The organism is Geodermatophilus sp. SYSU D00703, from assembly GCF_054050155.1.
This window is the reverse complement of sequence record NZ_JBJGYU010000028.1, coordinates 1-21,272: the sequence shown is the minus strand read 5'-3', so window position 1 is coordinate 21,272 and position 21,272 is coordinate 1. Positions and strand designations below refer to the sequence as shown.

Here is a 21,272-nt window from a genome sequence, read left to right as displayed (position 1 = left end):
GCCCTGGCTGGTGAGCGAGACGAGGCACGCGGTCGCCGGAGGGCACCATGCGGATCCCGACACGGACACGGGGAGAACCAGCGGACGCCGCGGCAGAGGACGCCGCCGCCCGGCTGGCAGCCGCCCACGCCCGCACCGCCGGGTGGTCGGGCCTGGTCCTCGCCGCGCTGCTCGTCGTGGCCCTCGTGCTGGTCCGCCGGATCCCCGGGCTCGCCGACCCCGACGCCACCTACCGCGCGTTCTACGACGGGGGCGGGGCCGACACGCTCACCCTCGTCGGGCTGTACGTCGTGCCGTTCGCCGGGATCGCCTGCCTGTGGCACGCGATGGCCACCCGCACGGCGTTCCAGCTGCGCCGGCCGCGGTCGTGGGCCGAGATCCCCCACTGGCTGCACCTGGCCAGCGCCGTCCTGTTCGTCTGCATGCTCTTCGTCGGGACCGCCGCGGTCGGGGCGGTCGCGCTGCTGACCCGCTTCTCCGACGCCCCGCTCCCCGGGCCGGACGTCGCCCGCGCGCTGTCCTCCGCCGGCTACGCCCTGGTCTTCGTCTACGGCGTGCGCGCCGCCGGCATGTACATGATCACCACCACCGGGCTGGCGTCCGCGGCCGGGATGCTGCCCCGGCCGCTCGCGGTCGTCAGCTACCTGCTGGCCGTCTTCCTGCTGGTCAGCGTGACCTTCCACCCCGCGATCCTGCTGGTGTTCCCGGCCTGGGTGCTGCTGGTGAGCACCGTGCTGCTGGTCCGCCGGCCGACTGGAGGCACCCCGTGACCGCGACCATCGCCCTCGACGAGATCCCCGGCCCGCGCGGCGTGCCCGTGCTCGGCAACGTCCTGGACATCGACACGGCCAGCCCCTTCGAGAGCCTGATGAAGATGGCCGAGGAGTACGGGCCGCTCTACCGGCTGATGGTCCCGGGCGGGGCGCGGCTGATCGTCTCGGGGCCGGAGCTCGTCGCGGAGGTGTGCGACGACACGCGCTTCGACAAGCTCGTCAGCGGTGGGCTGGCCAACCTCAAGAAGGACGCGCTGGACAACGGGTTGTTCACCTCCGACACCGACGACCCGATGTGGCACCGGGCGCACGAGATCCTGATGAGTCCGTTCAGCCTGCAGGCGATGCGCGACTACCTGCCGAAGATGCTCGACATCGCCGAGCAGCTGGTGGAGAAGTGGGCGCGGCTCAACCCGGGCGACGAGGTCGACGTGCCGGCCGACATGACCCGGCTGACCCTCGACACGATCGCGCTCTGCGGCTTCGGGTACCGGTTCAACTCCTTCTACCGGGAGACCCCGCACCCGTTCGTCGACGCGATGATCCGCACGCTCTCCGAGTCCCAGGCCCGCGCCCGGCAGCTGCCGCTGCAGACCCGGCTGCGGATCCGGGCCCAGCGGCAGCTCGACGAGGACCAGGCGTTCATGAACGACCTGGTCGACGGGCTCATCGCCGATCGGCGGGCACAGGGGGACGCCGCGGACACCACCGACCTGCTCGGCCGGATGCTCACCGGCGTCGACCGGGACGGCGAGCGGCTGCCCGACCGCAACATCCGCGCGCAGTGCATCACCTTCCTCATCGCCGGGCACGAGACGACCTCGGGGCTGCTGTCGTTCGCGCTCTACTACCTGGTGGCCAACCCGCGCTTCCTGGAGCGGGCCCGCGGGGAGGTCGACACCGTGCTCGGCCGCACGCCGGAGCCGACGTTCGAGCAGGTGCAGCGACTGCGATACGTCCGGCAGGTGCTCGACGAGTCACTGCGGCTGTGGCCGACCGCACCGGGCTTCAGCCGGGCCCCGTTCGAGGACACCGTGATCGGCGGCCGCTACGCCATCCCGGCGCACACCCCGATCACCGTGCTCTCCCCGGCGCTGCACCGCGCCACCTCGGTCTGGGGCCCCGACGCCGCGCTGTTCGACCCCGACCACGTGGCGCCCGAGCGGCTGGCCGCGCTGCCGCCGCACGCCTACAAGCCCTTCGGCACCGGGCAGCGGGCCTGCATCGGCCGCCAGTTCGCGCTGCAGGAGGCCGCCCTCGTGCTGGGCATGCTGCTGCAGCGGTTCGACTTCGTCGACGACCGCGGTTACCAGTTGCACACGAAGACCACGCTCACGATCAAGCCCGACGACTTCCACCTGCAGGTGCTGCCGCGGGCCGACGTCCCGCTCGGCATCCCGGTCCAGCGGAGCGGGCCGGAGCCGGCCGTCCCGGCCGCCGCCCCGCACGTCGAGCCGGTGCCCACGGTCGCGCGGCACGGCACGCGGTTGACCGTGCTGTTCGGCTCCAACCTCGGCACCGCCGAGGCGATCGCCACCCGTCTGGCGCAGGAGGGGACCGAGCGGGGCTTCGACGTGACGCTCGGGCCCCTCGACGAGCACGTCGACGACCTGCCCGTGGGCGGCGCCCTCCTCGTCGTCTGCTCCTCCTACAACGGGACGCCGCCGGACAACGCCGCCGCGTTCTGCCGCTGGATCGCCGCGGCCCCCTCCGATGCGGCCGCGGACGTGACCTACAGCGTCTTCGGCTGCGGCAACACCGAGTGGGCCGGCACCTACCAGGCCGTCCCGACCCTGCTGGACCGGGAGCTGGAGGCGCACGGCGGCGAGCGGGCGCACCCGCGCGGCGAGGGCAACGCGGCCGGCGACTTCGACGCGCAGTACCGCGGGTGGCACGGCGACCTGTGGGCCACGCTCGCCACGGCCCTGGACCTGCCGGACGACGTCGCCGCCACCGCCCCGACCGGGCCGCGGCTGTCGATCACGCTGACCAACCGGCAGGTCAGCAACCCGGTGATCCTGTCCTACCGCGCGCGTCCGGCGCGGGTGCTGGCCAACCGCGAGCTGCTGTCGGCCGGCCCGTACGGCGCCCCCGGCAAGTCCACCCGGCACATCGAGGTGTCCCTGCCCCAGGACCAGGGCTACCGGGCCGGCGACCACCTCGGCGTGCTGCCGCGCAACAACATCGAGCTGCTGCGCCGGGTGATGGCGCACTTCGGCCTGGACGCGGGCCAGTACGTCACCATCATCCCGAACGCCGGGGCGCACACCCACCTGCCGATCGACGAGCCGGCGCCCGTCCTCGGCGTGCTCGGCAGCTGCGTCGAGCTGCAGGACGTCGCCACCCGCGACGACATCGAGGTCCTCGCCCGGTACACCGACGACGCGCAGCAGCGGGCGGAGCTCGAGGAGCTCGCCCGGGACGACGCGCGGTACGAGGCCCGGGTGCACGCCCCCAACCGCTCGGTGATCGACCTGCTCGAGGAGTTCCCGGCCTGCTCGCTGCCGTTCGAGGAGTACCTCGACATGCTGCCGCCGCTGCGGCCCCGCTACTACTCCATCTCCTCCTCGCCGCTGAGCGACCCGGACGTCTGCAGCATCACGGCGGGGGTGCTGCAGGCCCCGGCGCGCTCCGGCGCCGGGACCTTCACCGGGGTCGCCTCGGGGCACCTCGCGCAGCTGCCGGAGAACGGGACGGTGTTCGTCTTCGTCCGCGAGCCCACGATCCCGTTCCGGCCGCCGGAGAACCCGCACGTGCCGATGGTCATGGTGGGGGCCGGGACGGGGCTGGCGCCCTTCCGCGGGTTCCTGCAGGAGCGCGCGGCCCAGCACGACCAGGGGGTCCCGGTGGCCCGGTCCCTGCTGTTCTTCGGCTGCCGGGAGCCGGGCTCGGACCTGCTCTACGCCGACGAGCTGCTCGACTTCCAGGAGCGCGGGCTGGTCCGGGTGGAGAACGCCTTCTCGCGGCAGGACGGCCGCCCCTGCCGCTACGTGCAGGACGCGATCCTCGACTGCGCCGACGAGGTGTGGGGGCTGCTGCAGCAGGACGCCGTCGTCCTGGTCTGCGGCAACGCCGCGACCATCGCGCCGGGGGTGCGCACCGCGCTGGCGCGCGTCTTCCGGGAGCGCACCTCGACCGGCGAGGCCGACGCGCAGGCCTGGCTGACCGGGCTGCGGTCGGCCGGCCGCCTGGTCGAGGACATCTGGGGCGGCTGACCCCCGCGGCTCACGGGTGGGCGTGGCCCCGGGAGTGGGGGTCCGCGCGGTCGGCGTCCCCGGGGTCGGCGGCGTCCCGCCGGCGGCTGCGGCGCAGGTCCACGACGGCCAGCACCAGGGCGGCGCCCACCCCGGCCACGGCCACGGCGAGGCCGGCCGCGGCGGCGGACGGGTGGTCGCCCCCGGTCGCGCCGAGGACGACGTAGAAGAGGCCCGGCAGCGCGGCGGTGCCGATGGCGGCGCCGAACCGCTGCGCGGTCTGCAGCCCGCCGCCCGCGGCGCCGGCCATCCGGACCGGGACGTCGCGCAGAGTCATCGTCACGTTCGGGGAGATCACACAGCCGCCGCCGATCCCGCCGACGAGCAGCCCCGCCGCGGCGGCCCACCCGACCGCGGACGGCGGCACGGTCAGCAGGACGACGCCGACCGTCGCCAGCCCGGTCATCACCAGGACCAGCCCCACCACCGTGATCACGCGGCCGAACCGCTCGACCAGCCGGCCGGCGACGACCGCCGAGACCGCGGCGCCGATGGCGAACGGCGTCACCGTCAGGCCCGACTGCAGCGGCGTGTAGTCCAGGCCGGTCTGGAAGAACAGCGCGAAGACCAGCCAGATGCCGCTGAAGCCGACGAAGTAGACGGTGGCCAGGGCCGCTCCGATCGCGTAGCCGCGGGTCTCCGTCACCAGCCGCGGGTCGAACACCGGCTCCCCGCCGCGGGTGACCACCCGCCGCTCCCAGGCGACGAACCCGGCCAGCACCGCCGCACCGACCGGGAACAGCCACCACAGCCGGCCCAGCCCGCCGGACTCCGCCTGCACCAGGGGCAGCAGCACGGCCAGCGCCCCGGCGCCGAGCAGCAGGACGCCGCCGACGTCGATGCGGCCGCGCTGCCCGCTCCCGCCGCGGGGCAGCAGCCGCCAGGCGAGCGCGAACGCCACCACGCCGATCGGCACGTTCACGTAGAAGATCCAGCGCCAGCCGCCCGGCCCCGGGGCCAGCGCCAGGATGAGCCCGCCCACGACCGGACCGACCGCCGTGGAGATGCCCACCGTGGCGCCGAACAGCCCGAACGCGCGCCCGCGCTCGGTGCCGCGGAACAGCTGCTGGATCAGGCCAGAGTTCTGCGGCGCCAGGCACCCGGCGGCCAGCCCCTGGGCGAGCCGGGCGGCGACCAGCAGCCCGACCGACGGCGCCGCCCCGGCCGCGGCGCTGCACAGGACGAACAGCGACAGGCCGACGAGGAACAGCCGCCGCCGGCCCAGCGCGTCACCGAGCCGTCCGGCCGGGACCAGCGCCATCGCGAAGGTCAGCGCGTACCCGGAGACGACCCACTGCACGGTGGCCGGCGACGCCGCCAGGTCGCGCTGCAACGACGGGAGGGCGACCGACACGATGCTGACGTCGAGCAGGCTCATGAATCCCACGACGAGGGTCACCCACAGGGCCCGCCAGCGTCGCGGGTCCGGCGTGGGGCCGTCGGCGTCGGCCGCGGGGACGTCGGATCGGACAGCGGGCTGGCGGGTCACGCAGGCGCCTCCGGGGAAGGGCGGAGGCGGGCCGGTCGCTCGCCCTCCGCCCCGAGTGTCCGCCGACCAGGAGCCGCGTGCCGGGAGGCCCCTCGACCCTGGCCCGCCGTCCCCGCCGGTCCTACCGTGGCGCCCCGGCACCAGCGGAGGTCGACCATGACCGACACCGAGCAGCGGGCGCAGGCCCCCGCGACCCTGGACCAGGCCCGCGTGGCCGCCGTCGCCGACCGGCTGCTCGGGTACTTCACCGGAGGCGCGGTCACCCTGATGGTCGACCTCGCGCACCGCACCGGCCTGCTGGCGGCCCTCGCGGCCGGGCCCGGCACGAGCGAGGAGGTGGCGGCCCGGGGCGGACTCGCGGAGCGGTACGTGCGCGAGTGCCTGGGCGCGCTGGTGACCGCCGGCATCGTCGAGTACGACCCGGCCGGACGCCGCTACACCCTCCCCGCCGAGCACGCCGTCTGCCTCACCGGCGGCGGCTCGACCGACCTCTCGCCGTTCAGCCGGGTGGTGACGCTGCTCGCGCCCCACGTACCCGGCGTGGAGCGGGCGTTCCGCACCGGCGGCGGCGTCCCCTACGAGGAGTTCCGCCCCGAGTTCACCGACGTCATGGACGGGCTCTCCCGGGGGCTGCTGGACGGTCAGTTGCTCGAGGGCATCCTGCCGCTGACCGGCGAGCTGCCGGACCGGCTGCGCGCGGGCGCGCGGGTGGCCGACGTCGGCTGCGGTACGGGGCACGCGGTGAACCTGATGGCCCGCGCGTTCCCGCGGTCGTCGTTCACCGGCTACGACCTCGCCGAGGACGCCATTGCCCGCGCCCGGGCGGAGGCGGCGGCGATGGGCCTGGCCAACGCCTCGTTCGAGGTGCTCGACGTCCTCCGGCTGCCGACCGAGCCGCCGTTCGACGCCGTCTTCGCGTTCGACTCGATCCACGACCAGGCCGACCCGGTCGGCGTGCTGGCGCGGGTGCGGGCGGCCCTGCGCCCCGGTGGGTGGTTCGTGATGCTGGACATCCGCGCGGCCACCGCCCTGGAGGACAACGTCGGCAACCCGCTCGCCCCGATGCTCTACGCGGTGAGCACCCTGCACTGCACGACCGTCTCGCTCGCCGCCGGCGGTGTCGGGCTCGGCACCGTGTGGGGCGAGCAGTTGGCGCTGCGGATGCTGGCCGACGCCGGCTTCGTCGACGTGACCGTGCACGAGGTCCCCGACGACCCCCTGGACTCCCTCTACGTGGCCCGCGTGTGAGAGGACCCCCTCGCTCGCGGGCTCGCGGAGGAGCCCCGCAGGGGGCCGGGCTCAGCCGCGCGGGACCTCGGTCAGCGGGAGCAGCACCTGGAAGCGGGTGTCCCCGGGCCGGGACTGCACCCGCAGGTCGCCGCCGTGCCGGGTGACCACGATGCGGTAGGAGACGTCCAGGCCCAGGCCGGTGCCCTGGCCGACCGGCTTGGTCGTGAAGAACGGCTCGAACACCCGGCGGCGCAGGTCCTCGGGGATGCCCGGACCGGTGTCGGCGACCTCGACCAGGGCGCAGTCGCCGTCCCGGGACGTGCGGAGGGTGAGGGTCCCCTCCCCCGCCATCGCGTCGAGGGCGTTGACGACCAGGTTGGTCCACACCTGGTTGAGCTCACCGGCGTAGGCGGGCACCGCCGGCAGCGACCGGTCGTAGTCCTTCACCACGGTGACGCCGGGCGGGATCTTGGCGCTGAGCATCACGAGCGTGGCGTCCAGGCCGGCGTGCAGGTCGGTGGGCTGGTGCGGCGCGCGGTCCAGCTGCGAGTACTGCTTGGCCGCGTCCACCAGGGCGGAGATGCGGCTGGTGCTGTCGACGATCTCGCCGATGAGCGTCTCGGTCTCCACCGTGTAGGCCAGCCAGCGCAGCGCCGCCTCCAGCGCGACCGGCTCGACGGCGGCCGCCACCCGGTCGAGGTCCTCGGGCCCCAGCCCGGCCGGCACGAACACGCCGGCCAGGTCCCAGGCCCCGCCGACGCCGTGCTCGTCGATCCAGTCACCGAGCTCGTCCTCCCGGTCGGCGCGCTCGAGGGCGCTCAGCTCGGTGGCGGTGCCGACCCGGGCGACCAGCTCCTCCTGGAGGTCGGTCAGCGCGCGCAGCACCGAGGCGTCGAGCTTGCCGGTGGAGAGCAGGGCCAGCTTGTGCCGCATGCCGGCGAAGCGCTCGCGCAGCGACGCGGCCGCCCGCGACGCCGCCGCGGCGGGGTTGTTCAGCTCGTGGGTGAGCCCGGCGGAGAGCTTGCCGAGGGCGAGCAGCCGCTCCCGCTGGCTGACCAGCTCGGCGATGTTGCGCTGGCCGAAGAACAGCCCCTCCAACAGGTGCACCGCCATCGGGTACCAGCGCCGGAAGACCGCCTCGAACTCGGCCGCGGGCAGCGCGAGGAACCGGCAGTCGGTCACCGCCCGCACCGTGCCCGGGTAGGTCTGGGCGATCCGCTCGCCGATGTAGAACTGCACCGCGCCGGAGTAGACGCCGCGCTGGGAGGTCCGGATCGTCTCGACCTCGCCGCCGCCGACGAACCGCACCATGCTCATCTCGCCGTCCAGCAGGACGTAGAAGCACGTCGCCGGCTCGCCCTCGACCGACACCTCGGAGCCGGCCGGGCACTCCACCACGTCGCCGTGCTCGGCGACCCAGGCCAGCTGCTCGTCGTCGAGGTCGGCGAAGAGGAACAGCTCGCGCAGCTCGGCCGGGCCCAGCCGGCTCGCCGCCGCGGTCACTGCTCCCCCAGGTACCGGTGCACCAGCGTCACGGCCATCGCGCCCTCCCCCACGGCCGAGGCGACCCGCTTGACCGAGTCGGCCCGCACGTCGCCGGCGACGAACACGCCCGGGAGACTGGACTCCAGCAGGTAGGGGTCGCGGTCGAGCGACCAGCCCGGCGGGCGGTTGCCGTCCTCCACCAGCGCCGGCCCGGTCGGGATGAACCCCCGGTCGTCCCGGCGGACGGCGCCACCGAGCCAGCCCGTGCGCGGCGCGCCGCCGATGAAGACGAACAGGTGGCTGGCCGGCAGCGTCTCGCTCCCGCCGTCGCGCGCGTCCCGGACGGTGATCGCCTCCAGGTGCCCGTCGCCGTGGGCGGCGGCCACGGTGGTGCAGGTGCGGACGCTGATCGCGGGGATCGCGGCGACCTGCTCGATGAGGTAGGCCGACATCGACGCCTCCAGCGACGGCCCGCGGACCAGCAGGCACACCGAGCGGGCGTAGCGGGAGAAGAAGACCGCGGCCTGGCCGGCGGAGTTGGCGCCGCCGACGACGAACACGTCCCGGTCGGCGCACTCGGCGGCCTCGGTCATCGCCGACCCGTAGTAGACGCCGCGGCCGGTGAGGTCGTCGACGCCGGTCACGCCCAGGCTGCGGTAGGAGACGCCGGTCGCCAGGACGACGGCGTGCGCGGCGATGGCGCGGCCGTCGTCGAGCCGGAGCACCCGCTTGGGCCCGTGCGCCTCGAGCGCGACCACGTCGCGGGCGAGCAGCAGCTCGGCGCCGAACTTCACCGCCTGCCGGCGCGCGCGGTCGGCGAGCTGGCCGCCGGAGACGCCGTCCGGGAAGCCCAGGTAGTTCTCGATCCGGCTGCTCTGCCCCGCCTGCCCGCCGGTCGCCTCCCGCTCGACCAGGACGGTGCGCAACCCCTCGGAGGCGCCGTAGACCGCGGCGCCCAGCCCGGCGGGGCCCCCGCCGACGACGACGAGGTCGTAGAACTGCTCGCGCGGCTGGGTGTCGAGGCCGGCGACGACGGCGAGCGCGGCCTCGCTCGGGTGCCGCAGCACCGTCGCGTCGGGGGTGACCACCAGCGGAACGTCGTCCGGTCCGGCCCCGGCGGCGGAGAGGATCCGCTGGCCCTCGGGCTCGTCCGCGCTGTACCAGCGGTAGGGCACCGCGTTGCGCGCCAGGAAGTCCCGGGCCCGGAAGGACGGCGCCGACCAGCGGTGGCCGACCAGCTTGACCCCCTCGAACCCGGCGTCGGGGGCGGCCCGCCAGGCGTCGATCATGCCGTCGACGACGGGGTAGAGCTTCTCCTCGGGCGGGTCCCACGGCTTGAGCAGGTAGGCGTCGACGTCGACGAGGTTGATCGCTGAGATCGCGGCGTCGGTGTCGGCGTAGGCGGTGAGCAGGGCCCGGCGCGCGCGGGGGAACAGGTCCATGGCGCGCTCGAGGAACTCGATGCCGTTCATGCCCGGCATCCGGTAGTCGGCCAGCAGCACCGCCACCGGGTCGCCGCGCAGCTTCAGCTCGCGCAGCGCCTCCAGGGCCTCGTCGCCCGAGGCGGCGCGCAGCACCCGGAAGTCCTCGCCGTACCGGCGCCTCAGGTCGCGGGCGACGGCGCGGGAGACCCCCGGGTCGTCGTCCACGCTGAGCAGGACCGGTCTGGCCATGACGCCCTCCTGTCCGTCGCCACCGGGGTGCGCGGGAGCGGGTGGGTGGCGGGGCGCAGCCCCCGCCGGCGGACGACGCCGGTCGCCGGGGCTGCCGCGGCCACGCTAGCCCGCTCCCGTGCCCTCGGGACACCCGTTCGCGAGCCGGGGTCCTACGGTGGACACCCGCCGTCGGACAGGAGGACGCCGCCATGGCCGCAGGGATCGACCCGTCGGTGCCGCCGAGCGGGCCCGGCTGTGTAGAGTGCGACGCCACCGGCGGCTGGTGGTTCCACCTCCGACGGTGCGCGCAGTGCGGGCACGTCGGCTGCTGCGACTCCTCGCCGTCCCGCCACGCCCGGGAGCACGCGGCCACGACCGGCCACCCCATCGTCCGCAGCTACGAGCCCGGCGAGGGCTGGTTCTGGGACTTCGCCGCCGAGCGGCAGGTGACCGGCCCGGACCTGGCCCCGCCCCTCGCCCACCCCGCCGACCAACCCGCGCCCGGGCCCCGCGGGCGGGTGCCCGCCGACTGGCGGTCCCTGCTGCACTGAAGGAGGACCGCCCTCCCCCCACGCTCGGCGCGGGACCCTGGAGGTGGCCGCTCCAGCGGGTCACCGGGCCCGGGTGGCGCCCCGGACGGGCCGCCTGACACGCCGGGCGCGACGCGCCGGGATTCCGCTCGGTCCCGTTCCGGACGGACCCCTGCCGCGGCGCCGCCGGCCCTACCCTCGGACCCGACGGGCGTCTCCCCGCGCCCGCGTCGTCGGAGGCACCGGTGACCGAGCCCCAGCAGCTGCCCGCCCGCTCCCCCGCGCCCGCCCCGCGCGGTCGCGATCCGCTCCCCCCGCCGTCGGACGCGCACGACGGCTCGACCATCCCGATGTCGGTCCCCGTGCCCGAGACCGTGGGGGCCCCCGGAGCAGCCGACACCGGCCCGACCGTCCTGGGGTTCCCGGCCGAGGTCGCCGACACGGCCGAGCCGCCGGGCGGGGGTGCGGATCCGGCCGGCGGTACGGATCCGGCCGGCGGTACGGATCCGGCCGGCGTCGGGGATCCGGCCGGCGTCGCGGGCACGGCCGGCGTCGCGGGCACGGCCGGCATCGCCGTCGCGGAGCGCCCGCCTCCCGCAGCGGCCGAGCCCACTGCGGGTGCCGCCGACGCCGCGCTCCGACTGGTCGTGCTCCCCCGCACCGACGAGGTCGCCGGCACCGCCCTGGTGCTCGCCGGCATCGCCGCGGGCGTGAGTCTCTGGCTGCCCTGGGGCCAGAACGTGGGGACGGCCGGCCTGGTGGCGGTCCTCGAGGCGTTCCGCGGCATCGACGAGCTCACCGGCAGGGACGTCTGGCCGCCGCTCGTGGTGGTGGTCGGCGGGGGCGTCTTCTTCGTGCTGGGACTGTTCCTGTTCCGCCGCGCGCGCACGCACCGGGTGGTTGGCGTGCTGGCGCTGCTCGTCGCGGAGGCGGTGACCGTCGGCGTCCTCGTCGTCTTCGCCGGCGCCGGCTGGAGCCCCGGCAGGCTCGGCCCCGGCGCGTGGTTCGCCGTGGCCACCGCGGTCCTCGGCCTGGTCGGCGCGCTGAAGGCGACGCTGACCAGCCCGGCCGTCACGGTCGAGCTCCGCTGACCGGCGGCGGCACCCCAGGCAGTCAGCCGCCGACGTCCTCCCACGCACGCCGGCGCGCGCCGTCCGGGTCCGCCACCACGCGTGGGACCGCGTCGAACAGTGCCGTGCAGCGGGCGGCCGGCTCGTACGACGGCCACCGCTCGAGGACGCCGACGGCCGGTGTCCCGCCGCGCACCACGGACAGCACCGAGTCGTGCAGGGCCGCGGTGACCGCGAGGTCGGCCGGGCCCATGTCCGCGGCGGGGCGCCTCAGCAGCGGCCGCTCGACGAACCGCGGCGGGTGCGCCCACAGGCAGGCGTTGTCCGCGCCGTGGGTGGGGCCGAGCCGGTCGAACGGCGGGAGGACCGGCGCGCGGTCGAAGCGGCTCAGCCACGCGCGGCCGCCCGCCGCCGCCTGCGCCTCGGCGAGCTGCCAGGCCGGGCGCACCCACATCTCGTCGGTGAGCAGCGCGTGCAGCGGGTCCTCCCCCGGTCGCGCGGTCGCCGTGTAGACACCGAGCAGCCGGTCGAACGCGGCGTCCCCGACGTGGTGGCGGGCCACCAAGGCCGCGTCGTCGGCGCCGCCCTGCAGGAACCCCGCCATCTCGTCGCGGCACGAGCCCAGCCACAGCCTGGTGTCCCGCAGGTCGCCGCGGGCGGCCACGTCCACCGGGAGCTCCGGCAGGACGACGCCGTCCCGGACGGGCGCGAAGAGGACGCCGCCGAGGTACTCCTGCCGCGCGGCGTCCCCCGCCTCCCGGGCGGCCGCGAGCAGCGCCTCGGCGGGCAGCTCCCGCAGCCGCGCCCGGTCGGTGCGGGCGACGCCCAGCCGGGCCAGCACCCGGTCCGCGACGGCCGCGCTCTCGGCCGGTTCCTGGGGCAGGCCGCCGATCGAGAAGGCGATCGCGGCGCGGGCGCGGCGCCCGGCCGGCGTGGCCAGCAGCGCGCAGACCAGGGTGGCCCCGGCCGACTGCCCGACGAGCGTGAGCCGCCCCGGGTCGCCGCCGAACGCCGCCACCTCCCGCTGCACCCAGTCGAGGGCGGCGAGCAGGTCGGTCATCGCCGGGCTCGGCTCGGGGTCGTCGGCGGTGCCCAGCTGCAGGAAGCCCAGCGGGCCGAGCCGGTAGGAGACCGCGACGACGACCACCGGCCCGGCCGCGGCGAGCACCGACCCGTCGTAGTCGGCGGCGGCGCCGGTCCGGAAGGCGCCGCCGTGGACCCAGAACAGCACCGGCAGCGGGCCGTCGGCCCCGGCCGGCGCGTACACGTCGAGGGTGAGGCACTCCTCGACGCCGACGATCGTCCCGTTCGGCAGGTGCTGGACGCCGACGGGGCCGGGCGCCGTGGCGTCCCGGGGCTCGCGCCAGGGCGCCACCCGGTCCGCCGGGTCGAAGCGCCCGGCGCGGGCGTACGGGACGCCTCGCCAGCTCCGGATCCCGCCGGCGAGCCGGCCGACGACCGGCCCGGTGGTGGTCACGACGGGGACGGACGTGCTCGACCTCCGGGGTGGACACGACTGCGGGCCCCGGCCGGTGAGCCGGGGCCCGCAGGCTCGGTGGGTCATGCGCCGACCAGGGCGCGGTCGCGCGGGGCGGCGTCCTTGCGGCCGAGCTGCTCGAGCGGCACGTGCGCGGTCTCCCGGGTGGTCAGCGCGCACAGGCCCGCGACGACGGCGGCACCCGCGGTCAGGACGGCCACCGGCACCCAGCCGTCCGGGCCGTCGCCGACGATCGCGGCGGCGATGAGCGGCGAGAAGCCGCCGAGGGCGAAGCCGATCTGCGTGCCGATCGCCATGCCGGAGTAGCGGACCCGGGTGTCGAACATCTCGCCGTAGAGGGAGGGCCAGATGCCGTTGGCCGCCGAGTAGGTGACGCCGGAGATCAGGATGCCGAAGACGAAGACCAGCGCGACGTTGCCCTGCTGCACCGCCCACAGGAACGGGAAGATCGCCACGGCCGAGCCCAGGGCGCCGAAGACGAACACCGGCCGCCGGCCGATCCGGTCCGACAGTCGCGCCCACAGCACCAGCGTGCCCAGCGCGATGGCGTTCGCCACGACGATCATCCACAGCAGGGTCGACCGCTCCATGCCGATGGCCTCGCTGGTGCCCTGCGCGAGCGCCCACGTGCCGACGATCGTGCTGACCACCGAGACCAGCGCGCACAGGATCACGCGCAGCACCGCGGCCCAGTGGTCGCGGAACAGGACGGCGACGGGCAGCTTGGCGACCTCGTGCTCCTCGCTGGCCCGCTCGAACTCCGGCGTCTCGGGCAGCGAGCGGCGCACCCAGTAGCCGACCGCGACGACGGCCGCGGAGAGGAAGAACGGGATCCGCCAGCCCCAGCTGAGGAACTGCTCCTCGGGGAGCAGGGCGAACGGGATGAAGACCAGATTGGCCAGGATCAGGCCGGCCTGGGTGCCCACGAGGGTGAAGCTGGTGAAGAACCCGCGCTGGCCCTCGGGCGAGTGCTCCAGGGTCATCGAGTTCGCGCCGGCCTGCTCGCCGGCGGCCGAGAGCCCCTGCAGGACCCGCATCAGCACCAGCAGGATCGGCGCGGCCACCCCGATCGCGCCGTACGACGGCAGCGCGCCGATGAGGAAGGTCGAGACCCCCATCAGCAGCAGGGTCAGCACGAGCATCTTCTTGCGGCCGACCTTGTCGCCGAAGTGGCCGATGACGACCGCGCCCAGCGGCCGGGCGACGTAGGCGACACCGAAGGTCGCCAGGGACAGCAGGATCCCGGTGCTGGGGTCGCTCTCGGGGAAGAAGACCTGCGGGAAGACCAGCCCGGCGGCGGCGCCGTAGATGAAGAAGTCGTAGTACTCGAGCATGCTGCCGACGAAGCTGGCGACGGCGGCCTTGCGTGGCGTGTGCTCATGGGTGGTCCCACCGGTGGCGGGGGTCGTGCTCATGTCGGTCTCCTGGGGAGGCGCGGCGGCAGCGATCTCGTCGTGCCGGAGGGGCGTCCGGGAGGTACCCGGCTTGTCGGCGGTGCGGTGCTGCGGGCGGCGGCCGGGATCCCCGGCTCCCCGTGCCGCCCTGACCCGGGGTGCTGGGCCGGTGCGGTGTCGCCAGCGGCTTATGTACCAACTGGTTACGTACCAGATGGTGAGGTGACGGCCGTCACCATGTCAAGCCGCACACGTCGAGTTCTGTGGCGGCGCTGGTCAGCGGGGGGTCAGCGGCCGGTCAGCCAGTCGACGACGAGGTCGCCGAGCACCCGCCGCTGGTGGTCGCGGCGGGTGGAGTCGAGCATGTCGCGGCCGAAGATGACCCCGAAGGTGTGCCGGTTGGCGATGCGGAACACGCAGTACGCGCTGATCACCTGGTGGACGTCGAGTGCGTCGACGTCGTCGCGGAACAGCCCGGCGTCCCAGCCCCGCTCGAGGATCCGGCCGAGGACGTCGAGCGCGGGGTTGGCCAGTTTCGCGAGCACCTCGGAGCGGGCGATGTGCTCGGCGCGGTGGATGTTCTCGATGCTCACGAGGCGGATGAAGTCCGGGTGCGCCTCGTGGTGGTCGAAGGTCAGACCCGCGAGCTCGCGGATGGCCTCCACCGGGTCGAGGTGCTCGACGTCGAGCTGCTGCTCGACGGCGCGGATGCGGCTGTAGGCCTGCTCCAGGACGGCGACGTAGAGCTGCTCCTTGCCGCCGAAGTAGTAGTAGATCATCCGCTTGGTGGTGCTCAGCTTGTCGGCGATCTCGTTGATGCGGGCGCCGGCGTAGCCGCGGTCGGCGAACTCCGCGGTGGCGACGGCCAGGATCTCCGCCCGCGTCCGGTCGGCGTCCCGGGTGCGCTCGGGTGCCGCTCCCGAGCCGGCGAGGGGCTCGCCCTCCGAGTGCTGCGCGACCACTGGGCCCTCCCGCTGCGACGTCCGTCCCGGGGAAGCGTAGGTGCCGCCGGGAACCCGCTGCGGCGCCGTGGTCCGGATCACGCCGGGGGCTGGCGGGACGCCGCCCGATGTGGTCCCCTGTAGACAACTCACCAACTGGTACATAGGCAGGAGACGGTCCATGACCTCCGGCGCGCAGAGCTTCCTGGTCGGTCTGGTCGGCAGCGGCATCGGCCCCTCGCTGACCCCGCCGCTGCACGAGCGCGAGGCCGACGAGCTCGGCATCCGCTACCTCTACCGGCGGCTCGACCTCGACGTCCTGCAGCGGCCGGCCACGGCCATCGGCGAGATCCTGGCCGCCGCCCGGCTGGCCGGCTACGACGGGCTCAACGTGACCCACCCGTGCAAGCAGCTGGTGCTGCCGCACCTCGACGAGCTCTCCCCCGACGCTGAAGCGCTGGGTGCGGTGAACACCGTCGTCCTCCGCGACGGCCGGGCGGTCGGGCACAACACCGACTGGTCCGGTTTCGCCCGGGCCTTCGACCGGGGCCTGCCGGAGGCGGCGCTGGACCGGGTGGTCCTGCTCGGCGCCGGCGGCGCCGGGGCGGCGGTGGCCCACGCGCTGCTCACCCTGGGCACCGCCCGGCTGACCGTCGTGGACGTCGACGCGCAGCGCGCGGTGGAGCTGGCCGGCTCCCTCAGCGAGCGCTTCGGCGACACCCGGGCCACCGGGGGCGACCTGGCCGGCGTCGAGGTCGCGCTGCGCGACGCGGACGGTCTCGTGCACGCCACGCCGACCGGCATGGCCGCGCACCCGGGCCTGCCGGTGGACGCCGGCCTGCTGCGCCCCGACCTGTGGGTGGCCGACATCGTCTACCGCCCGCTGGAGACCCAGCTGGTGCGCACCGCCCGCGACCTCGGGTGCCGGGTGCTCGACGGCGGCGGGATGGCCGTCTTCCAGGCGGTCGACGCCTTCCGGCTGTTCACCGGCGTCGAGCCGGACGCCGAGCGGATGCTCGCGCACTTCACCGCGCTGGTCAGCGGGCCCGATGTCCGCATCGGCTGAGCGGGCTCGCCCGCGGCGGGCGATCGCGACGGTCTGCCTCTCCGGCACGCTCGAGGACAAGCTCTCGGCGGCCGCGGCCGCCGGGTTCGACGGCGTCGAGGTGTTCGAGCCCGACCTCGTCGCCTCCCCCTGGTCCCCCGCGGAGCTGGCCGGGCGGTGCGCCGACCTGGGCCTGTCGATCGACCTCTACCAGCCGTTCCGGGACCTCGACTCGACCGACCCCGACCGCTTCGCCCGCAACCTGCGGCGGCTGGACCGGAAGCTCGACGTCATGGCCGCCCTCGGCGCCGACACCGTGCTGGTCTGCTCCTCGGTGGCCCCGGACGCCGTCGCCGACCCCGACGCGCTCGCCGAGCAGTTGGCCACCGCCGCAGCCCGCGCCGGGGAGCGCGGTGCGCGCATCGCCTACGAGGCGCTGGCCTGGGGCACGCACGTGTCGACGTGGGAGGCGTCCTGGGACGCCGTCCGCCGGGGCGACTCCCCCGCCCTCGGGCTGTGCCTGGACAGCTTCCACGTCCTCTCCCGCGGCGGGGACCCGGCCGGCTTCGTCGACGTCCCGGCCGAGAAGCTGTTCTTCCTGCAACTGGCCGACGCCCCGCAGCTGCGGATGGACGTCCTGCAGTGGAGCCGCCACCACCGGCTCTTCCCCGGCCAGGGCGCGTTCGACCTGCCGGAGTTCCTCGCCCGCGTGCTCGCCGCCGGCTACACCGGGCCGCTGTCGCTGGAGGTCTTCAACGACGTCTACCGGCAGGCCGACCCCACCCGGACGGCGGTCGACGCGATGCGGTCGCTGCAGTGGCTGGAGGAGGCGCTCGCGCTGCGCTCCTCCGCTGCCGGTCCGCCCGCCCACCTGCACACCCCGCCGCCCGCGCCGGCGCTGTCCGGCTGGTCGTTCACCGAGCTCGCCGTCGACGGCGTCTCCGGGCCGCAGGTGGCGGCGGTGCTCGGCACGCTCGGGTTCACCCACACCGGCCAGCACCGCTCGAAGCCGGTCCAGCTGTGGGAGCAGGGCGAGGCGCGGGTGTTGCTCAACGCCTCCGTCGTCCGGCCCTCGGCGACCGGCGTCGCCTCCGTCGCGGCGCTCGGACTGGAGAGCACCGACCCCGGCCGCTCCGCGGCGCGGGCCGAGGCGATGAGCGCCCCGGTGCTGCCCCGCACCCGGGGCGTGGCGGAGGCCGAGCTGTCCGCGGTCGCCGCCCCCGACGGCACCCAGGTGTTCTTCACCCGCACCGGACCCGACGGCTGGCCGGCGGACTTCCTGCCCACCGGCGCGACCGCGGGCCCGGGCGCCGGCCTGACCCGGGTCGACCACGTGGGCCTCACCCAGCCGTTCGACGCCTTCGACGAGGCCGGGCTGTTCTACCGGGCGGTGCTCGGGCTGGAGCCGCAGGAGGTCACCGAGCTGGCGGCCCCCTTCGGCCTGGTGCGCACCCGGGCGGTCACCGGGCCGGACCGCGCGGTGCGGCTGGCGCTGTCGGTCTCGGCGCTGCGGCGCGGCGGGTGGGCGCCCGGCGTCCCCGAGCCGCAGTACGTCGCGTTCGCCACCGACGACATCGTCGCCACCGCCCGGGCACTGCGGGCGGCCGGCGCGCCGCTGCTGCCGGTGCCGGCCAACTACGCCGACGACCTCGAGGCCCGGCTCGACCCGCCCGGCGACCTGCTGGCGGCGATCCGCGAGCACGGCCTGTTCTACGACGAGGACGCGCACGGTGGGTACCTGCACCTGGCCACCGAGGTCCTCGGCGACCGGGTGTTCGTCGAGGTCGTGCAGCGGATGGGCGGGTACGACGGCTACGGCACCGCCGACGCGCCGGTCCGGATGGCGGCGCACCGCCGGCAGCGGCAGGCCGCGCGCACGCCCGTGGAGCGCTGACCCCGGCGGCGCTCAGCCGCGCAGGTGCGTGTCGAGGAAGCGCAGGATCCGCGCCCAGGCGTGCTCGGCCGACGGGTGGTGGTAGCCGAGCCCGGCGACCCGCTCCAGGACGGCGAACGGGCCGACGTTGTGCCGGTTGAGGAACGAGTGCCCGGCGTCGGCGTACTCGTGGACGTCGTGCGGCACGCCGTACCGGGTGAGAACCCCCTCCAGCCGCTCGGCCGCCCCGCGCAGCGCACGGTCGCGCCGGCCGAAGCTGGCGACGACCGGGCAGGCGCCGGCGAACACCTCCTCGGCGTTCTTCGGCAGCATCCCGTAGTTGGGCGCCGAGGCGTCGAAGCCGCGGGTGGCGGCCAGCAGCGCGAAGCCACCGCCCATGCAGAAGCCGACGATCCCCACCCGGCCGGTGCAGTCCGGCCGGTCGGCGAGCCACCGGCGGGCGGCCTCGAGGTCGCCGAAGGCCGCACCCTCCTGCCGGAACAGGTCGCCGAACGTCCGCCTGAGGCAGCGCAGCCCGCCGGCGGTGAACAGGTCCGGTGCCACGGCCAGGTAGCCGGCAGCGGCCAGCCGGTCGGTGTGCGCCCGGACGTCGTCGGTGAGCCCGAACGCCTCGTGGACGACCACCACGCCCGGCCACGGGCCCTCCCCGACCGGTGGCACGGCCAGGTGGGCGCGCAGCTGCGGGGCGCTGACCGCGCCGGGGATCGTGCTCTCGGGCACCTGGGTCTCCCTCCGCCGGGAGTCGGACGCTACCGATCCGCCCGGGTGCCGGCAGGTCGCGGAGGAGGACGTGCGCGAGTGCCGCGGGCTGCTCGGGCAGGCCCGCCACCGGCCAGGACGGCGGAACCGCGGGCTGCAACCGCGCGCCGGGCGCCGCGGCCCGGGCGCGCACCGAGGCCTTCCCTCGGGGGGCCGACGGCGGGAAGGTCGAGCCTCCCGCGCAGTCGAGGAGGACCCCCATGAGCTCAGCGACGGGCACCGACCCCACGTTCTACCGCAGTGCGGCCGAGGCCATCGCCGCGCCGACCGAGCAGCTGGCGTACGTGGTCGCGTTCGACCGGGCCGGGCAGAAGCCCGACGCGCTCACCGTGGTCGACACCGACGCGGACTCCCCCACCTACGGGCAGATCGTCGGCTGGGCGGACCTGCCCACCGTGGGCGACGAGTTGCACCACTTCGGCTGGAACGCCTGCTCCAGCGCGCTCAAGCACGAGGGCCACGACATGGGCCACGACGGCCTGCAGCGCCGCTACCTGCTGCTGCCCGGGCTGCGCAGCTCGAACATCCATGTCTTCGACACCAAGCCCGACCCGCGCCGTCCCACGCTGCACAAGACGATCGAGGCGAAGGAGCTGGCCGAGAAGGCCGGTTACTCCCGCCCGCACACGCTGCACTGCGGGCCGGACGGCATCTTCCTCACCTGCCTGGGGAGCGCGCAGGACGGCGACGGCCCCGGCGGCATCGCCCTGCTGGACCACAACACCTTCGACGTCCTGCGGGCGTGGGAGACCGACCGCGGACCGCAGTTCCTGGCCTACGACGCCTGGTGGCACCTCAACCAGAACACGCTGGTCTCGAGCGAGTGGGGCACGCCGTCGATGGTCGAGGACGGGCTGGTGCCCGAACTGCTGCTCGGCGGGGAGTACGGCCACCAGTTGCACTTCTGGGACCTCGCCGAGGGCCGGCACCTGCAGACCGTGGACCTCGGTGCGGAGCAGCAGATGGTGCTGGAGCTGCGGCCCTCGCACGACCCCGAGGCCACTTGGGGCTTCGCCGGGGTCGTCGTGTCGACGGCGGACCTGTCGGCATCGGTGTGGCGGTGGTTCCGCGACGGCGACGAGTGGAAGGCCGAGAAGGTCATCACCATCCCGCCCGAGCCGGCCGACCCCGAGGACCTGCCGCCGGCGCTCAAGCCGTTCTCCGCGGTGCCGCCGCTGGTCACCGACATCGACCTCTCCGTCGACGACCGGATGCTCTACGTCTCCTGCTGGGGCACCGGGGAGCTCAAGCAGTACGACGTCTCCGACCCGGCGGCGCCCCGTGAGGTCGGGTCGGTCCACCTCGGCGGCATCGTCCGCAAGACCGCACACCCGGCCGCACCGGACAAGGCGCTGGCCGGGGGGCCGCAGATGGTCGAGATCAGCCGTGACGGCCGGCGCATCTACCTGACCAACTCCCTCTACGGTGCCTGGGACGACCAGTTCTTCCCGTCCGGCGTCGGGTCGTGGATGGCCAAGATCGACACCGATCCGCAGTCGGGTGGGATGAGCCTCGACGAGCGGTTCTTCCCGCACGGCGAGGACTGGCGGGGCCTGCGACCGCACCAGACACGGCTGCAGGGCGGGGACGCCTCCTCCGACTCCTACTGCTACCGCTGACCGACTCCTGCCGTTTACCGCCTCCGCCGGCGGCGGCCGGCTTCCGCTGACCGTCTCCCGCGGCCTCCGCCGGCCGACTCCCTGCCGCTGACCGCTCACGCCGGCCTCCGCCGACCGACTCCGTTCCGCCGCTGGTGGACGCGGCCGGTTGCCGCTGCCCCCTCTGCCCCCGCCGCCCGCCGTCAGTAGGGCGGTGGTGTGGTGACCGCGGTCAGGCCGGTGGGGGTGGTGACGGTGAGGGTGCCGTCGGGGTCGAGCCGGTGGGTCCAGCCGGGGGCCTGGTGTTTGCACCGGTGGTCGGGGGTGCAGTAGCCGGCCAGGTTGGCCGCGCTGGTCGGGCCGGCGGGCCGGGGGCGGTCGTGGTCGAGCTCGCCGCCGGCCGGGACGCGGCGGCGCAGCCGGGAAAGCGGCAGCGGCGGTCGCGGGCGCGGACGTACCGGTCCAGGGCCGCGCCGGACCGGTTTCCGCCGGTGGGCCGGGCGGGCCCAGGCCGGGCCGGCCGGTCAGCTCGTGCCCGCACCGGTCGGGCCGGCGGCGGCAGGCCGGCCGGCCGCAGTGCGTGGCGCGGCGCAGCCCGGGCAGGTCGGTGAGCGCGGCCAGGGCGCCGGTCCGCGCGTCGGTGAGCGCCAGGCGGGG

Annotated in this window: 15 protein-coding genes; 8 read left to right on the top strand and 7 right to left on the bottom strand. The window is 75.4% G+C overall.

What is annotated here, in order from left to right; genetic code table 11:
• Positions 1–47: 47 nt before the first annotated feature.
• Complete coding sequence (locus tag ACI782_RS20435; protein ID WP_456911924.1) at positions 48–770, top strand: hypothetical protein; 723 nt, start codon at positions 48–50, stop codon at positions 768–770.
• A complete protein-coding gene (locus ACI782_RS20430; protein ID WP_456911923.1) occupies positions 767–3,988 on the top strand; it encodes a bifunctional cytochrome P450/NADPH--P450 reductase in 3,222 nt (1,073 codons plus the stop codon). The genes ACI782_RS20435 and ACI782_RS20430 overlap by 4 nt, the downstream gene beginning before the upstream one ends.
• A gap of 10 nt (positions 3,989–3,998) precedes the next feature.
• Here the strand turns inward: ACI782_RS20430 and ACI782_RS20425 are convergent, their stop codons facing one another.
• A complete protein-coding gene (locus ACI782_RS20425; protein ID WP_456911922.1) occupies positions 3,999–5,516 on the bottom strand; it encodes an MFS transporter in 1,518 nt (505 codons plus the stop codon).
• A 156-nt stretch (positions 5,517–5,672) separates the two neighbouring features.
• On the opposite strand from ACI782_RS20425, the gene ACI782_RS20420 reads away from it, so the two are divergent.
• On the top strand, positions 5,673–6,764 hold the full coding sequence (locus tag ACI782_RS20420; RefSeq protein WP_456911921.1) for a class I SAM-dependent methyltransferase: 1,092 nt from the start codon (positions 5,673–5,675) through the stop codon (positions 6,762–6,764).
• Positions 6,765–6,815: 51 nt separating this feature from the next.
• Here the strand turns inward: ACI782_RS20420 and ACI782_RS20415 are convergent, their stop codons facing one another.
• Positions 6,816–8,249, bottom strand: a complete 1,434-nt coding sequence (locus ACI782_RS20415; protein WP_456911920.1) for an ATP-binding protein — start codon at positions 8,247–8,249, stop codon at positions 6,816–6,818.
• Positions 8,246–9,904 (bottom strand): FAD-dependent oxidoreductase, encoded by a 1,659-nt coding sequence (locus tag ACI782_RS20410; protein ID WP_456911919.1) that lies wholly within the window; start codon positions 9,902–9,904, stop codon positions 8,246–8,248. The genes ACI782_RS20415 and ACI782_RS20410 overlap by 4 nt, the downstream gene beginning before the upstream one ends.
• Positions 9,905–10,095: 191 nt before the next feature.
• Between ACI782_RS20410 and ACI782_RS20405 the strand changes: the two genes are divergently transcribed.
• Together ACI782_RS20405 and ACI782_RS20400 are read left to right on the top strand one after the other, a co-directional pair.
• Positions 10,096–10,437 carry a UBP-type zinc finger domain-containing protein gene (locus ACI782_RS20405; protein WP_456911918.1) on the top strand — a complete coding sequence of 114 codons (342 nt, stop codon included), beginning with the start codon at positions 10,096–10,098 and terminating at the stop codon, positions 10,435–10,437.
• A gap of 224 nt (positions 10,438–10,661) precedes the next feature.
• Positions 10,662–11,507, top strand: a complete 846-nt coding sequence (locus ACI782_RS20400) for a hypothetical protein (RefSeq protein ID WP_456911917.1) — start codon at positions 10,662–10,664, stop codon at positions 11,505–11,507.
• A gap of 22 nt (positions 11,508–11,529) precedes the next feature.
• Here ACI782_RS20400 and ACI782_RS20395 read toward each other — a convergent pair whose 3' ends face one another.
• The 3 genes from ACI782_RS20395 to ACI782_RS20385 all read right to left on the bottom strand — a co-directional run bounded on the left by ACI782_RS20395 (position 11,530) and on the right by ACI782_RS20385 (position 15,340).
• The gene (locus ACI782_RS20395; protein ID WP_456911916.1) at positions 11,530–12,963 is read right to left on the bottom strand and encodes a carboxylesterase family protein; all 1,434 of its coding nucleotides are present in this window, start codon (positions 12,961–12,963) and stop codon (positions 11,530–11,532) included.
• A gap of 83 nt (positions 12,964–13,046) precedes the next feature.
• Complete coding sequence (locus tag ACI782_RS20390; RefSeq protein WP_456911915.1) at positions 13,047–14,399, bottom strand: MFS transporter; 1,353 nt, start codon at positions 14,397–14,399, stop codon at positions 13,047–13,049.
• Positions 14,400–14,665: 266 nt separating this feature from the next.
• Positions 14,666–15,340: a TetR/AcrR family transcriptional regulator gene (locus ACI782_RS20385; RefSeq protein WP_456911914.1), complete on the bottom strand. Its 675-nt coding sequence runs from the start codon at positions 15,338–15,340 to the stop codon at positions 14,666–14,668.
• Between the two features lie 160 nt (positions 15,341–15,500).
• On the opposite strand from ACI782_RS20385, the gene ACI782_RS20380 reads away from it, so the two are divergent.
• Both ACI782_RS20380 and ACI782_RS20375 read left to right on the top strand, forming a co-directional pair.
• Positions 15,501–16,385: a shikimate dehydrogenase gene (locus tag ACI782_RS20380; RefSeq protein WP_456911913.1), complete on the top strand. Its 885-nt coding sequence runs from the start codon at positions 15,501–15,503 to the stop codon at positions 16,383–16,385.
• A complete protein-coding gene (locus ACI782_RS20375; RefSeq protein ID WP_456911912.1) occupies positions 16,369–18,258 on the top strand; it encodes a bifunctional sugar phosphate isomerase/epimerase/4-hydroxyphenylpyruvate dioxygenase family protein in 1,890 nt (629 codons plus the stop codon). Before ACI782_RS20380 ends, ACI782_RS20375 begins: the two co-directional genes overlap by 17 nt.
• A gap of 12 nt (positions 18,259–18,270) precedes the next feature.
• Here the strand turns inward: ACI782_RS20375 and ACI782_RS20370 are convergent, their stop codons facing one another.
• Positions 18,271–18,978, bottom strand: coding sequence for a dienelactone hydrolase family protein (locus ACI782_RS20370; RefSeq protein WP_456911911.1), 708 nt, complete (start codon positions 18,976–18,978; stop codon positions 18,271–18,273).
• A 239-nt stretch (positions 18,979–19,217) separates the two neighbouring features.
• On the opposite strand from ACI782_RS20370, the gene ACI782_RS20365 reads away from it, so the two are divergent.
• The gene (locus ACI782_RS20365; RefSeq protein ID WP_456911910.1) at positions 19,218–20,636 is read left to right on the top strand and encodes a selenium-binding family protein; all 1,419 of its coding nucleotides are present in this window, start codon (positions 19,218–19,220) and stop codon (positions 20,634–20,636) included.
• Positions 20,637–21,272 lie beyond the last annotated feature (636 nt).